This window comes from Aureibaculum luteum (assembly GCF_003449015.1).
Lineage (GTDB): Bacteria > Bacteroidota > Bacteroidia > Flavobacteriales > Flavobacteriaceae > Aureibaculum > Aureibaculum luteum.
On the sequence record NZ_QRGD01000006.1, the window covers coordinates 321,466 to 337,193 of the forward strand.

Annotated in this window: 14 protein-coding genes, 1 tRNA gene and 1 pseudogene; 5 read left to right on the forward strand and 11 right to left on the reverse strand. The window is 31.9% G+C overall.

Annotation, left to right across the window (positions count from 1 at the left end; all coding sequences use genetic code 11):
- Nucleotides 1-17 precede the first annotated feature (17 nt).
- The 3 genes from D3P13_RS15075 (at nt 18) to D3P13_RS15085 (ending at nt 3,279) form a co-directional block, all read left to right on the forward strand.
- Nucleotides 18-818 carry a hydroxypyruvate isomerase family protein gene (locus tag D3P13_RS15075; protein WP_117883693.1) on the forward strand — a complete coding sequence of 267 codons (801 nt, stop codon included), beginning with the start codon at nt 18-20 and terminating at the stop codon, nt 816-818.
- A 1,383-nt stretch (nt 819-2,201) separates the two neighbouring features.
- A complete protein-coding gene (locus D3P13_RS22105) occupies nt 2,202-2,753 on the forward strand; it encodes a BfmA/BtgA family mobilization protein (RefSeq protein ID WP_198680040.1) in 552 nt (183 codons plus the stop codon).
- Nucleotides 2,716-3,279, forward strand: a complete 564-nt coding sequence (locus D3P13_RS15085) for a hypothetical protein (RefSeq protein ID WP_117883694.1) — start codon at nt 2,716-2,718, stop codon at nt 3,277-3,279. The genes D3P13_RS22105 and D3P13_RS15085 overlap by 38 nt, the downstream gene beginning before the upstream one ends.
- A 35-nt stretch (nt 3,280-3,314) precedes the next feature.
- Here the strand turns inward: D3P13_RS15085 and D3P13_RS22250 are convergent.
- The 9 genes and pseudogenes from D3P13_RS22250 to D3P13_RS15130 all read right to left on the reverse strand — a co-directional run.
- A pseudogene (locus D3P13_RS22250) lies at nt 3,315-3,494 on the reverse strand (site-specific integrase); the annotation flags it as partial.
- Entirely contained in the window at nt 3,481-4,728 is a 1,248-nt protein-coding gene (locus tag D3P13_RS15095; protein ID WP_117883695.1) for a site-specific integrase, read from the reverse strand. The gene D3P13_RS15095 and the pseudogene D3P13_RS22250, both read right to left, overlap by 14 nt.
- Nucleotides 4,729-4,973: 245 nt before the next feature.
- Nucleotides 4,974-5,048 (reverse strand) — tRNA-Val (locus D3P13_RS15100).
- Nucleotides 5,049-5,203: 155 nt separating this feature from the next.
- Nucleotides 5,204-6,421: a bifunctional folylpolyglutamate synthase/dihydrofolate synthase gene (locus D3P13_RS15105; RefSeq protein WP_117883696.1), complete on the reverse strand. Its 1,218-nt coding sequence runs from the start codon at nt 6,419-6,421 to the stop codon at nt 5,204-5,206.
- A 2-nt stretch (nt 6,422-6,423) separates the two neighbouring features.
- A complete protein-coding gene (locus D3P13_RS15110; RefSeq protein WP_117883697.1) occupies nt 6,424-7,398 on the reverse strand; it encodes an energy transducer TonB in 975 nt (324 codons plus the stop codon).
- A 1-nt stretch (nt 7,399) separates the two neighbouring features.
- A complete protein-coding gene (locus D3P13_RS15115) occupies nt 7,400-7,792 on the reverse strand; it encodes an ExbD/TolR family protein (protein ID WP_117883698.1) in 393 nt (130 codons plus the stop codon).
- 2 nt (nt 7,793-7,794) lie between these two features.
- On the reverse strand, nt 7,795-8,496 hold the full coding sequence (locus D3P13_RS15120; RefSeq protein ID WP_117883699.1) for a MotA/TolQ/ExbB proton channel family protein: 702 nt from the start codon (nt 8,494-8,496) through the stop codon (nt 7,795-7,797).
- A 103-nt stretch (nt 8,497-8,599) separates the two neighbouring features.
- Complete coding sequence (gene nhaD / locus D3P13_RS15125) at nt 8,600-9,985, reverse strand: sodium:proton antiporter NhaD (RefSeq protein WP_117883700.1); 1,386 nt, start codon at nt 9,983-9,985, stop codon at nt 8,600-8,602.
- A gap of 34 nt (nt 9,986-10,019) precedes the next feature.
- On the reverse strand, nt 10,020-11,252 hold the full coding sequence (locus D3P13_RS15130) for a Glu/Leu/Phe/Val dehydrogenase dimerization domain-containing protein (RefSeq protein ID WP_117883701.1): 1,233 nt from the start codon (nt 11,250-11,252) through the stop codon (nt 10,020-10,022).
- Between the two features lie 334 nt (nt 11,253-11,586).
- Between D3P13_RS15130 and D3P13_RS15135 the strand changes: the two genes are divergently transcribed.
- Nucleotides 11,587-12,729, forward strand: coding sequence for an acyl-CoA dehydrogenase (locus D3P13_RS15135; RefSeq protein ID WP_117883702.1), 1,143 nt, complete (start codon nt 11,587-11,589; stop codon nt 12,727-12,729).
- A gap of 36 nt (nt 12,730-12,765) precedes the next feature.
- On the opposite strand, the gene D3P13_RS15140 is transcribed toward D3P13_RS15135, so the two are convergent.
- Complete coding sequence (locus D3P13_RS15140; protein WP_157972931.1) at nt 12,766-13,008, reverse strand: hypothetical protein; 243 nt, start codon at nt 13,006-13,008, stop codon at nt 12,766-12,768.
- A 347-nt stretch (nt 13,009-13,355) separates the two neighbouring features.
- On the opposite strand from D3P13_RS15140, the gene D3P13_RS15150 reads away from it, so the two are divergent.
- Nucleotides 13,356-14,828, forward strand: a complete 1,473-nt coding sequence (locus D3P13_RS15150) for a carboxypeptidase-like regulatory domain-containing protein (RefSeq protein ID WP_117883705.1) — start codon at nt 13,356-13,358, stop codon at nt 14,826-14,828.
- A 12-nt stretch (nt 14,829-14,840) separates the two neighbouring features.
- Here D3P13_RS15150 and D3P13_RS15155 read toward each other — a convergent pair whose 3' ends face one another.
- A complete protein-coding gene (locus tag D3P13_RS15155; protein WP_117883706.1) occupies nt 14,841-15,638 on the reverse strand; it encodes a tRNA pseudouridine synthase A in 798 nt (265 codons plus the stop codon).
- Nucleotides 15,639-15,728: the final 90 nt, after the last annotated feature.

Below are 15,728 nucleotides of genomic sequence, written 5' to 3' on the forward strand. Positions count from 1 at the left end.
ACTTTAGTTTTTAGAAAATGAATTTACCTTCCGTCAAAATTGGCAATCAACTACTAAAAGGTAATATTAATCATTCCGTTTGCCGATGGTGTTATGAAGACATTCCTTTGGATTTATTCGCTCAAAAAATTAAAACAATGGGCATTAAAGCCATAGACCTTTTAAAACCATGTGAATGGAAAATCGTTCAAAAATATGGTCTAGTATGTTCATTAGCTACAGATACTTTTACAGACATTTGTAATGGGTTTAACGACATTAAGAACCATTCCTGTTTACAAAAAAAATATAGCGAACTCATTTATAAAGCGGCACATGCTGGAATAAAAAAAGTGATTGTATTTCCTGGAAATAGAAATGGGGTTAGTGATTCAATAGGTTTTGAAAATTGTGCTCAAGGACTTGATGTAATAATAAAACAAGCAGAAAAAGAAAACATTACACTTGTTATGGAATTACTTAACAGTAAAATTGATCACCCTGATTATCAATGTGATTATTCTTCTTGGGGCATTGAGCTTGTTGACAGGATTGGAGCTCCCAATTTTAAATTGTTGTATGACATTTACCATATGCAGATTATGGAGGGTAATATTATTGCTACGATTCAAAAATATCATACATATTTCGCTCATTACCATACGGGAGGTGTACCAGGTAGAAATGAAATAAATAATAGTCAAGAATTGAACTATCCTGCAATAATGAAAGCTATTGTAAAGACAAGATATGATGGTTTTGTTGCTCAAGAATTTATCCCAACTTATACCAATAAATTAAACGCCTTAAAAGAAGCCATTTCCATTTGTGATATTTAAAAACCCAGAGGTGCTTTCGCCAAAATCGTATTAAAGTTTATTACTAAAAAAGTCGCCCAAAAATAAATTGTAGGCGACTTTTAAATAAAAACTAACTCAAATAATATTTTCTCAATTATATCAAAATCGATAACATTATTCAAAGTTACTGATTATAAAATATTGAATGTACTTCTAGATATATTTTCTGTATTTCTCAATACATTTTTTCCACATTCTAATGATTAAGATTTTGCTCTATAAGTACTGGAGCTAATTAAATCATTTTACCCGGTATGGTTAATTATAATATATAATTTCATTTATATATTACCATTCAGCACATTCCCTTCCATTCCGTTGCACTTCATTTCAGGAAAAGAGCATCACTAAAAAAATCTTGGATACCCTTCCGAAGTTTATGATTTTCAATAAATTTTTTCTTAGCAAGATTATTATTAGATGAAATTATCTAATCTTATAAACTTCAGAAGGAAGTCCGCTTTTTCTCAGGAAAGCTAAACATTTTAAGGGGTTTATAATAGATGTAGCCATTGTTGTTTTTCGGGACAACGAAAAACAGGCATGACAAAACCAATTCTAAATTAAACCCATTTGTTCTGATCGCTTAACTGTCTGTAACGCTCTTGTCACAAATGACTTTAAAAGAATTGCTAATGCCATTATGGAACTTGTAAAGACTATACAAAGTTTTAGAAAAAAATAAGGTTTCACTTCCTTGAAAATCCAAAAATTTTACTACGTTGCAGATCCTCCTGATTTATTTCCTAAAAGTCTTGACAAGACCCACTTCATCTATTCCGTTATACACGAGGGAAAATAAACATGCACCCCTTAAAATTGATTTCAGTTAAAATTCATATGAGTAATTATTAATTCTTCCACTCTTTTTATTTCATATTATAAAACTTTAACAAACCAATTATGAAAACTTGACGTCTTTGAAGAATGATTTTCTTTAAATCTTATTTTTTGATGGTAAAGTGAACCATTTGACAATAAGCTGCATTTCCATTTTTTGAATAAATAAAATATCTTTAATGAGTATTAGACTTTTAGATTTCGACTATAAAGTTATGTCATTCGATAACTCTTCAATGGGTAGATATGATGTTGACAAAACATAGAACTTCGGAATCTGAATTTTGTAAAAGGCAACTGATGTTAATCAGATGTTCGAATATTTTGTCCCGAGAAATCGGGACGAAATTGAGAAGCAAGAGGGTAACACGCTTCGCGATGTTACGATATTATTTTAATTTTTAATTAACTGATAAACAGTTGATTAAAAAAACATTTGAAATTATTGATACTGATGTTAGAGTAGTTTTTTACTAAAAAACAACGCCAGCCCTTTAAAATCAATAAATATTTTACTAAAAAATGGACAAAGGATATGAAAAAGAAGGGTTTAAAACCTTTAAAATTAAGGCATCCGTAGCAATAAAATTTAGACGTTTTTGTAAAAAGATGTCACAGTCACAGTCCATGACTTTAAGTTTGATGATTGCATTTTTTGAGAATCATGGGATTTCACCTAATGAATCGTTAGGCCCAAAAATGCAAACTCTGGAAAACCTGATCAAAAAAAGAATCAATGGAGTCATTTCCATTATTAAAGATATTGAAAAAAATCAAACCAAACCTACTAATGCGATGTTGTTTTCTCTTTTTGAGGAAAAGGCAAAGGAAGAAGTACCCATGTTGGTCGAGAAGAAATTTATGGATCCTATTTTAATTACCGAAGATGAAGAATTGACCTATTATCGGGATAATTATTACAAAATGAAAAAAGAACTCAATGGGTTCAGATTTGAAGTCAGAAAATTTTTAAATAAAATCAGCCTTGAAAAACGAACCTTGGGGAAAGACTATTTTAAACTAAATACAACCAAAAATGATTTTGAAAAATTTAAAAATGAGAATAATATTTAACATATCAATCGTGATTAAAATAGTGCAAAAAATATTAATGGTCAACATGTCCAAAATAAGGATAAGCTATGAACCAGTTCTAATCCTCTGTAGACCAAAATCGGGACAACCTGTGTACCGATACTTGATCAAAATTTGGACTAGCCATGGACCAGCACTGGTATCTATAAACAAACATTATAAAACATTAATAAACAATACAAACAAGGCTAAACTTGAAAAAAGAAAAAAGCAAGCCTATTTTTTCAAGTTATTTTTAATATTTTTCAAAAAAAGTAAAATATCAAATCGATACAAATTTTATGAACTGAAAGTTTTCAAAACAAAAAAAGCGGTTGACCAAAATTGGGACAAGTTAGTGACAACTTTGAGCAAAAAGGCGACAACTGTTTCTTTAAATAATTTATTTTTTGAAAACTATTTACTTTTGTTTTTGATTGAATTATTTCCTGATGATTTTTCTTGGAATTGTTCTTGTCATTTTTGCATGTCATCACTGACTTTACACTCAACTGAAATTGCATAAATCTGTGAAGTTGGATGTTTTTGAAAATTTATCTATTAGAAGTTTATAACACTATCTAACGCCTCACCTGCATCCCTATGAATAAAATTTACTTGATAATTTAAAGTAGTTTTTAAATCGCTATTACGGTATAAATTCTGTAACATTAACGGATAAATCCTATCACCTACAATATTACCAAAAGTATGACGAGCTATATGATTAGATATATTCTTTAGATATCGAATTTCCCAAAATACTTTCTCGATTTTTCAAAGCTAGCATATCTCTACTTATTTTAAGGTCAAGTACTTTTGCGTAGTGTTGTGTTGTAGAAAGGTTTGTATGCCCAAGCATCTTACTTACCGTTTCTATGGGAACTCCTCTTGAGAGTGTTACTGTTGTTGCAAAAGTATGTCGAGCCAAATGAAAGGTTAATGTCTTTTTAATTTTACAACCAACAGCAATCTCCTTTAGATAAGCATTTACTTTTTGATTACTTGCAACTGGAAGTAATTTGTTTGTAATCTTCTTTTGGGGATAATCAACATATTTATTTAAAATTCGTTGTGCCTCTGGTAATATAGGGATGCTACTCGGTGTATCGGTTTTAGTTCGTTTAATTTTTATCCATTTACTCCCATCAATACCTAACAATATATCATCATGAGTAAGTTTTTGAACATCGACATAAGCCAAACCAGTAAAACATGCAAAAATGAAAATATCTCTTACTTGATTTAATCGATCCATCTCAAATTCCTTCTCAGCCATTCTTTTTATTTCATCCTCAGATAAAAATTCCCGATTTACAATCTTTTTTTTCATTTTCCAATTTATAAACGGGTCTTTGGAAATGTAATTATGCGCTTGAGCAATACGCATAACCTTTTTAAAATTCCTAATGTATTTAAGGGTTGTATTATTTGCACATGATTTTTCAGACTTAAGAAAAAATGCAAAGCCTTCAATGAACTTATAATCTATATCTTTTATAGGAATATCTGAACATTTATAATTCAATTTAATGTATTCTCCAAGATGATTACAAACTGTATCGTAACGTTTGTAAGTTCCTAAAGCATATTCACCAGTACTTATTAATCGATAGATTTTATCATTATGCTCTTTAAACAAATCTAAAATCTTCTTATAGTCTTGTTTCTTTCCTAAATACGCATCACGCAAATCTGTTGCATTAAACAAAACACCTTGCTTTATAAGTTCTCTTTGTTTATCCAAAATTGCATTTTCAACACTTCGCATCAATTCATTTATCTCTTGAGCAATTGCTGATACACCCCTCACCTTACCTACTATAGCATCCCATTTATCAATTGGGACTTTCCGACTAATGCTCATCTCAGCCCTTGTTCCATCAACAGTTATTCTACAATAAATACCCGCTAAGCCGTCAGATTTTCCTTTGGCTTTTCTAATATGATACATTATGGAGAGAGAAAGACTCACTTTTCGTGTTGGTTTTTCACGAAAGTTACAAATTAAAATTTACAAAAAAAAATCAGGCGACCAGTAATAGCAATCGTTCACAGCCAATTCGGGAGTAAATACCCTTTCAAAAATGACTCCCGAATTCCTCCCGATTAAAATGATTTTATATGGTGTTATTTGGTATTATTTGATATTCTTAAAAATGAAAAAACCCGTAAACATTGATGTTTACGGGTTTTTGATGAAATTTGTTACTATTTTAGTGGGCAATGAGGGATTCGAACCCCCGACCCCCTCGGTGTAAACGAGGTGCTCTGAACCAACTGAGCTAATTGCCCTATTTCAATACTTAAGGACTCTGAACCTCCCGAAGCGTCGGGAGAGCTAATTGCCCTATTTCAATTACTAGAGGACTTATTGCCCTAAAGCGGATGCAAATATAAATTAGTTTTTCATTATCACAAAGGTTTTTTAATAAAAAATTAAATTAATTTTAAACCACCTCAGCAACTACAAATGTACTACCTCCTACAAAAATTAAATCTGTACTTTTTGTGTTACTTCTTGCTGCATTTAAAGCCTGTAATACAGACAAATACGATAATCCATTAAGTTGAAAACTACTCGCTTCAATACGTAACTCATCAGCATCTAAACCTCGAGGAATATCTGGTCTACAAAAATAATACATTGCATTTTTTGGAAATAATGGCAATACACTACTCAAATCCTTATCATTTACGACTCCAATAACGATATGCAACTTCTCAAAAACTTGTTCTGCCAATTGTTTTAAGACATAAGTTAAGCCTTCTTTATTATGTGCAGTATCGCAAATTATTAATGGATTATGGCCTAACGTTTGCCAACGGCCTAACAAACCCGTATTATTTACAACTTCTAAGAGTCCTTTTTTAATCTCCTTATCCGAGATTTTAAATCCTTGCTTTCTTAAAACTAACAAAGTTTGAACAGCTGCTTTACTATTTTTTTGCTGGTAAAGACCAAGTAAGTCACTTTTATAATCTTCAGTAACCTCATCTTCAGCAAAATAAATTGGTGCCGCTAATTCTTCAGATCGCTTTAAAAAAACATTTTGTACTTCAGGCTGCCGTTCACTTACTACAACTGGAATACCCTTTTTGATAATACCTGCTTTTTCAAAGGCTATTTCAGGCAACGTGTTACCTAACATCTGAGTATGGTCAAATCCAATATTTGTAATTACAGAAACTTCTGGAGTAATAATATTCGTAGAATCTAATCTACCACCAAGACCAACTTCTATGATAGCAATGTCAACTTTTTGTTTGGCAAAATAATCAAAAGCCAATCCAACTGTCATTTCAAAAAATGACAATTTTTGCTGCTCTAAAAAAGTCTTATTATTCTTTATAAACTGAACAACTTCTTTTTCAGAAATACAGTTACCATTTATTTTAATACGCTCTCTAAAGTCTTTTAAATGCGGTGAAGTGTACAATCCTACTTTATAACCAGCTTCCTGCAAAACAGCCGCTATCATATGGCTTGTTGAACCTTTACCATTCGTTCCCGCAACATGTACACTTTTAAATTTTTGATGTGGATTACCAAGGTGTGCTGTTAAAGATAAGGTGTTGGTCAAATCTTTTTTAAATGCAATTTTGCCTTGACGTTGATACATTGGAAGTTGTGAGAACATCCAATCTAATGTTGCTTTGTAAGTCAATTTTAATTAGATAAGGAAAAGTTATAAATAATAGAACCTACCTGTTTTGAAGGAGCATTGGTATCTGAGTTAAATTTTGTTTTTAAAGCAGCTTCTTTAGCTCTTTTAAGTAAACATGGAGCAGAATTTGTTGTGCCTTTTATACCTGCAGTTGCGGCTAAAACACGTCCACTCTTGTCAACCGAAATACTAACAACAACTTTTCCTTGCTCATTACAATCATAAGTTGGCTTTGGAGTTGAAGTCGCTTTTCTATTTCCTAAACGATAGTTTCCTCCGCTTCCACCACCACCATTGCCGTAATATCCACTCGCATTTTTATCTCCATTAGGGTTTCCTTTATCTCCAGCTTTACCATCATCACCATCGCCACCACTACCAGTTCCGCCCGTTCCATCTCCTTTTCCTAATTTATCGAACATACCATCCAAACCTTCTCGTTTAGCAGCTTTTTCGGCTCTATCCTTCGCTTCTTTTGCTTCTTTAGCAGCTTTTTCGGCAGCTTTCTGTTTTCTAATTTGATCTGCTTTTTGTTTGGCCTCTCTATCCGCTTTACGTTTTGCGTCTTCTATTCTCTTTTTAGTCGCCTCTGCTTTTCTTTCAGCTTCTTTTTGCTTATTTATTTTTATAGACTCAGCATTATCATTTGTGATAACATCTTCTGCCTTCGAAGGCGTAACATCAGCCTCTGTTGGTGTTTCTTGAACTTCTTGAACTTCTTCGACTTCTTGAACTTCTTCAACAACTTCTTCAACCTCTTCTACTTCCTCTTGAGAAGCAGATGATGATGGTGCAGGTTCTGACTGAGTATTACCACTACCAACATCTGATGTACCAAAATTTACAGCAATACCATACTCTTCTGGCGGATCTAAATATTTTAGCCCGAAGGTAAAAATCAAAAACAACATTATCCCCATTATAATGGCAGTTAATATTGCTGACTTACGCTTGTATTCTGTATCTAAAAGTTCCATTTTAATTCGGTCTAACCGCTAAAATTACTTTGAATTTATTTCTATTGGCAATATCTAATACATTAACGGCCTTCTCAATCGGCACACCTTCTTCTGCACGTAAAACTATAGTTGGATTATCTTGAGTAGATAAAATTGACAATAAACTTTGTTCAATATCCTTTTCATTTACCTTTTCTCTATCTATATAAAAATCTAATCCCTTAGTGATACTCACTGCCACTGATTTATTATTTTCAGTTTTACCTGACGCCTTTGGCAATAAAATGTCTAAGGCATTTACGGTAACTAATGTTGAAGTTAACATAAAAAATATCAATAACAAGAATACAATATCCGTCATTGACGACATATTAAATTCTGGACTTACTTTATTTCTACCTCTAAAATCCATCTTTATGCAGGTTCATTTAAAAGGTCTAAAAAGTCAACCGATTGTGCTTCCATTTGATAAATTACTTTATTAGTACGAACAACCAAATGATTATAGGCAATATATGCTATAATACCTACTATTAATCCGGCAACAGTCGTAGTCATGGCTGTATATAAACCGTCAGATAACATTTTGATGTCAATTTGTCCACCTGCATTCGCAATTTCATGAATTGCAACAATCATTCCAATTACGGTTCCTAAGAATCCAATCATTGGAGCGGCCCCTGCAATAGTTGCGATAACACTTACGTTTTTTTCTAATTTGTAAATTTCTAATTTACCAGCATTTTCAATTGCAGTGTTAATATCCTCTAATGGTTTACCTATTCTAGAAACTCCTTTTTCAATAAGTCTAGAGGCTGGAGAAGAAGCTTGTGCACATAAAATTTTTGCAGCTTCTAACTTGCCATTCGAAATATGATCTCGAATCTGATTCATAAAATTCTTATCAGTTTTTGAGGCTGCCTTAATAGCTAAAAAGCGTTCAAAATAAATGTAAAGTGCAATAGCAAGAAGTACTACCAAAATGGCGATAATTATCTGACCACCAAGTCCACCATCCATTATGAGGTCATAAATAGATAATGTTTTTTCTTCTGGAATAAGTTCTTCTAAATTGTCTTGAGCTGTTTCAACACCTTGTTGGATTGTGAGTAACATATAATAGTAGTAGTTTTAGGGATAATAAATAGGTAACGAAATATTTTAATAAAAATTGTTTGATTTATAAAAAAAATCCCGCCTTTTGGCGGGACCTATATTTTTACAATGTTTCCATAAAGAGTAAAACAAAATAACCGACTATAAAACCAATAGCCGCTAACCATGTAATATTCTTTAAATACCATATAAAATCTATCTTTTCCATACCCATTGCGGCAACACCAGCAGCAGAACCAATAATAAGCATACTACCCCCTGTTCCTGCAGAATACGCAATTAAATGCCATAGACTAGAATCCATTGGCAAATCATACATACCCATTGACGCAGCCACTAAAGGAACATTATCAATAATAGCACTTAAAATACCTAAAATAAAGATTACAACGGACTGATTAGGTATGGCACTATTGAGTATTTCAGCAACATATCTTAATGTACCCACTTGAACCTCAACTCCATCAATATTTACGCTTCCATAAACCAAGGCTTCCAAAGCCGCTACAGCCATCAAAATACCTAAGAAAAATAAGATACTAGACATTTCTATTCTAGATAATGCTTTATGTGCAGAGTACAAATGTTTACGTTCATTTGTAAAATCTTCTTCTGGATGAATATATTCAGAAACTAACCAAACAACACCTAAAGCTAACATCATACCTAAATAAGGAGGTAAATGTGTAACTGTTTTAAAAATTGGAACAGAAACAATCATTCCTAATCCTAAAAACAGCATTGTTTTACTACTTAATAAAGATTTATTTGCCTCGTTGTACTCATTAGGATCTGTATCGACGTTACCCTTAAATGCAGGCAGCAACGTAGCAACAAATACCGGAATCACCATACATATTATTGATGGTAAAACTAATCTTTCTACTAAATGTAAAGCTGAAACTCTTTTACCTATCCACAACATAGTGGTTGTTACATCTCCTATCGGAGACCACGCTCCACCAGCATTAGCTGCTATAACAATCATACCTGCAAACCAAAGTCTATCGTTTCTTTCTGGTATTAATTTTCTCAGTAAGGTTATCAATACAATTGTTGCCGTTAAATTATCTATTATGGCAGATAAAATAAAGGCTAATATTGCTAAAATCCATAATAATTTTTTCTTGCTTGTAGTCTTTACCCAGCTCTTAAGAACATCAAAACCTTGATGTAGGTCAACAATTTCAACAATTGTCATTGCTCCAATCAAAAAGACTAAAATTTCAGCTGTTTTACCTAAATGATGTAGTAACATGTTGGTAAAACCTTCTTCTACATGTTCTTTATCATGTGCTCCTAAAAAATCAAAAACATTTTCATGACCATCAATAACATTAAACCAACCTTGATGAAAACCAATTGCCAACAAGGCCCACATTAAAGCTGCCATGAGCAAGGCCGGGACAGTTTTATCTAATTTTAAAGGGTGCTCTAGAGTTATTGCTAAATAACCCAATACAAAAATAAGTATAATTACTGCCGTCATCGTTTGGTTTTTAATTTGGCATAAATATATAAAATTAAATCAATTGTTCCAACGCAATTCTGAAACCTGTTTTGCAAATATCTGTTTTGTAAGGATGTAAGTCATATATTTTTTTTAGGGCTCTAAAAATAGTTTCTGAAGTATCATTAAATATAGCTTCATCTCGCATCGGAATTTCAACTTTACTCTCCATTAAATAAGCAAAAACACGTGCAATACCACAATTTGAAACAAAATCTGGTAAAAGACTCACTTGCTTATCCGTGTATTCCATAATCGGTCCAAAGAAAATTTCCTTATCTGCAAAAGGGACATTTGCTCCAGGTGAAATAACTTCCAATCCCGTTTTTATCATTGACGTAATCTGTTCTTTAGTTACTAACCTTGAGGCCGCTGCCGGAATAAAAATTTCCGCTGGAATTGTCCAAATGCGTTCATTCATTTCTTCAAATGGAATCATCTCTTCAGCCACCAACATATTTCCTCTTTTATTAAGAAACATTTGTCGTACTTCCTCTGAACTAAATCCATTTTCATTAATAACCCCTCCACTCCTATCTATAATACCAACAATTTTTGCTCCTAACTGATTTAAATAGTAAGCAGCCGCAGACCCTACATTTCCAAAACCTTGAACAATAGCTCGTTTCCCTTTAATATCGCCTCCATAAATGTCATAGTAATGCTTAACAGCTTCGGCAACACCATAGCCCGTTAACATATCAGCAACTGTATATTTTCTTGAAATCTTTGGTGTATACTTCGGATCTTCTATTACCTTAATTACTCCATGACGTAATTGCCCAATTCTATTAATTTTTTCAGCTTCTGTTGGTTGAAAATGTCCATTAAAAACACCTTCTTGAGGATGCCAAACTCCACACTCTTCTGTTAGTGGAATTACATCGTGAATTTCATCAACATTCAAATCGCCACCTGTACCGTAGTAATGCTTTAACAAAGGAGACACAACCTTATACCACCGTTCTAAAACGCCTCTTTTTCTTACATCATTCGGATCAAAGTTAATTCCCGATTTTGCACCACCAATCGCTGGACCAGAAACCGTAAATTTAACTTCCATGGTTTTTGCCAACGACAATACCTCATTCATATCCAATCCTTTACGCATTCTTGTACCACCACCGGCAGCTCCTCCACGCAGTGAATTAATAACGGTCCACCCCTCAGCTTCTGTTTCTGCATCTTGCCAATGGAAAACTATTTCTGGTTGTTTATCTTCGTACTTTTTTAATAATTCTTTCATTTCTATTATAATTCAATTACATATTAATATCTTTTATGCAAGACAAACTTGCTTCTCTTAAAACAAAACACATTCTATGTAGCTATAACTGATTCATAATATTATTTAAATAAAGGTTGAATTATTTTTTAAATTTCTTTTGAACACTTAAAGTAAAAACATATATTTAAAAACTAAATTTTAAAGTTAAAAAGTTAGTATTCTTACCATATTAGTTACTAATATAGTCACTAATTTTTTACCAAATATTATTCATTCCGTAAAAATACAACAAGATTTTTATAAAAAATGTATATTTGATGTCATAAATTCTAATCTCACTAATAAATATATAATGGATTTTAATCTTACTGAAGAACATATAATGATTCGCGATGCTGCTCGTGAATTTGCTAAAACAGAATTATTACCTGGAGTAATTGAACGTGACGACAAGCAAGAATTCCCAACAGAACAAATCAAAAAAATGGGAGAATTGGGATTCTTAGGAATGATGGTTGAACCAAAATATGGCGGTGGAGGAATGGACACGATATCATATGTATTGGCTATGGAAGAAATTTCAAAAGTTGACGCATCCTGTTCTGTAGTAATGTCTGTGAATAATTCTTTAGTCTGTTGGGGAATTGAAACTTACGGTACTGAAGAACAAAAACAAAAATACTTAACCAGATTAGCTACTGGAGAAATAATTGGTGCTTTTTGCCTTAGTGAACCTGAAGCTGGTAGTGATGCAACCTCACAAAAAACAACTGCAATTGACAAAGGAGATCATTATATTTTAAATGGTACAAAAAATTGGATTACCAACGGAAGTACAGCCAGTGTTTATTTAGTAATAGCTCAAACGGATGTAGAAAAAGGACATAAAGGCATAAACGTATTAATTGTCGAAAAAGGAATGCCTGGTTTTGAATTAGGCCCAAAAGAAAATAAATTAGGAATTAGAGGGTCTGACACCCACTCCTTATTATTTACTGATGTAAAGGTACCCAAAGAAAATAGAATTGGTGAAGACGGGTTTGGATTCAAATTTGCCATGAAAACCTTAGCAGGAGGTAGAATAGGAATTGCATCACAAGCCTTAGGTATAGCTTCTGGTGCTTACGAATTGGCTTTACAATACTCTAAAGAACGTAAAGCTTTTGGTAAAGAAATTAGCAGACATCAAGCGATAGCTTTTAAATTAGCCGACATGGCAACCGAAATTGAAGCGGCCAGACATTTATGTATGAAAGCTGCATGGGACAAAGACCAACATGCAAATTATGACTTATCTGGTGCTATGGCTAAACTTTATGCTGCTGATATGGCAATGCGAGTTACTGTGGAAGCCGTGCAAATACATGGAGGTTATGGTTTTGTAAAAGAATACCATGTAGAACGAATGATGCGTGATGCCAAAATAACCCAAATTTACGAAGGAACAAGCGAGATTCAAAAGATTGTAATTTCGAGAAGCGTGTTGAAAGATTAAAATATTTTAAGCATAATTGTATGAACACATTAAGATTCATACAATTATGTTACTTTTCGCTTCTAATAAATTCGACTTGAGCACATTTAGTTGACAGGTAAAGTTTTTTATTTCAATTTTAAAGATTATTTCTTCATCATCAATTTTCATTTTTAACTTTTCTTCTTCAAAAAGTACACATAGCCCAAATTTTTCACTTTGTGTTAATTCATCTTTTTTTTTGATTAACAACCCGAAAATCACCTGAGGTATAAAATTCAAGTTGAAACACTTCATCATCTTCTGATTCTTCTGATTCCGGAAAACCCCCGCAATACGAACTCATTATTTTACACCCTGTATAAGTCCAAGAACCCATAAATTCATTTCTATTTATTTCTTGAGAATTCAAATTAAAAAAAATTAATAGAAAACATATAATAATGATACGCATATATTAATGACGATTAAATCATTAAAATGTAACTCAAATAAATTAATTTTACTTTAGACATCCAAAATCCAGAGCTCGTTATAATTAATCCAATGATAAACATATCTTAAAACAACAAATAATATATGAAAAACGGTACAATTTTTGTGCACTACCTAGTCGCAATATAAAGCAATCTCCAACTATCAACCACATGAATACCAACATTCAAAAGTCATTATTTTTCTTCTTGTTCTGTTTTATTTCCTTAAGCTTTTTTGGGCAATCTTCAGACTTTATTAATGGAAAAGTATTTGATGCTAAGACCAAAGAACCACTACCCTTTGCTACTGTATTATTAGCAAATAATAACTTAGGACTTGCTGCAAATGAAGAAGGTGATTTTAGAATCAGCATAAGACCAAATTTCTTGTCAGATACTATATCAATATCATTCATTGGTTACAACAGACAGTTAATAGCGTTTAGCAAATTCAAAATAAATGATGTAAATAATATTTACTTGCAACCAGCCATTTTTACACTAGGCGAAGTTAAATTAACAACCCTTAAAGACAAGATAAGATCTAAAAAGGTGATTAAAGAAGTAATAAAAAATATATCAAAAAATTACCCTACTGATCCTTTTACTTATGTCTCTTATTACAGAGACTATCAAAAACACAAGAATGAATATATAAATCTGAATGAAGGCATCGTTCACACATTCGATAATGGTTTTGATGCGAATAGTAACCTAAATAAATATAGATTATTAGACTATAAAGTAAACACAGATTTTTTAAGAGAGGATTTACCGATACTTTATGACACACTAAATCCCGTAAATTATTCAGATTCTAAAAAATTTATCACTGACGCCTTTATACCTGATCAAGGTGGTAATGAACTTTTTATTCTCCGTGTGCATGACGCCATTAGAAACTATAACACAAACTCATTTTCTTACATTTATAAATTAACTCGAGATTTATTAAAAAACCATAAATTTTCAAACAACAAGCTCAAAACCGCACCTTGGATTAATATATTAGGAGAGCTGTATGTTGAACCCAATAATTTTGCCATCCATAAAATTATTTACAAATGCATTAACAAGCAAGATGATAATGAGATTTTTAACATTGCAATGGAATATGGACGAGAACAATCTATCGATTCTTTAATGTATCTAAAATATATTTCATTTAACAACTCATTCAATATTGTTGATAAAACCGATAAGAGCTATTTTAGAATACTAGATTACAAATTACACCCTACGTATTTACAGTTTAGAATGAGTAATATAGTTGATGAGGAATCCGTCAATAATAAAGATTTTTATACCTTTTATTCGGTGATGGGTAAAAAATTGGAGGTTGAAGATATTATTGTTAAGGATAAAACCATAATAGTTAATTTCAAAAGTAAAAATTATAAAATAGCAAGAGCTACTGCTAAAATTTCAAACTTTAAAGACATCAATGGAAATTTATTAGGCAGGAAAAGAATATTAAAATATCAGCAGTATAGAGAATTATTTGTATTAGATATTAATGATAGTTTAAAATTTAAAGACAGCTGTTTTTTAATTGATAAACCACTCATTGATAACTGTATTTCAAAATATAATGGCGAAAATAAATATTGGATGAACACACCTGAAGTCATTAAAAAAGAATAAATAAATTTTAAATTAACTACTACTTGAAGAATTATTAAATTCCAAATCATACAATTGTAATCCAGAACTTGGTGCAATAGTTGGAAAAAATTTACGGTCATTATTTTCCATCAGGGATTGCTCAATAAAGTCTAAATCCAATTCCCCCTTTCCTAATTTAAACAATACCCCCATCATCAACCTTATTTGATATCGTAAAAACCCACTCCCCTTAACACGTAAACAATAACTCTTTTCAGGAAAAAAATTGGCAGTGTAGATGTCATTTTCAACAATTTCACAACAATCAATAGTTCGTTTAAAAATAGTATGAGCTGAAGGTTGCGTACAATATTTATGAAAAAAGTGCTCTCCTTTAAATAGTTTCGCTCCTTGTTTCATCAACTCAATATCCAAATATTCTTCTAACCCTACTATAAAAGGAGCAGCAAAAGGGTGGTTTTTTTCCCCAAAAGAAAAGAAATACAAATATTCCTTAACCTTAGGATGTTGAATTATATTAAAATCATTTGTAGTCTTTTCAATAGCTAATCCTTTAAAATCTGGAGGGAAATTTGAATTCAAATCTTTCATAAATGATTTCAAATCTAATTCTTCATCACAAAAAAGCTGAAAAATATAGTTATTAGCAGACACCTTAGCATCTGTTCTACCCACCCCTAGCGTTTTATAATTCTCATGATTAAACACAAAAGATAAGGTTTTATCAACCATTTCATGCAGCGTTTTAGCATTGGTTTGTTTTTGCCAACCATGAAAACGAAAGCCTAAGAATTGTAAATTAATCAAATAGGTAAATTGATACTTCATAAATACATGCCATTATTAATAATGCAATATATATAAATCTTTAAAAACTATTCCACAATATCACATATGTAACAAATGTGAGCTGTTTTT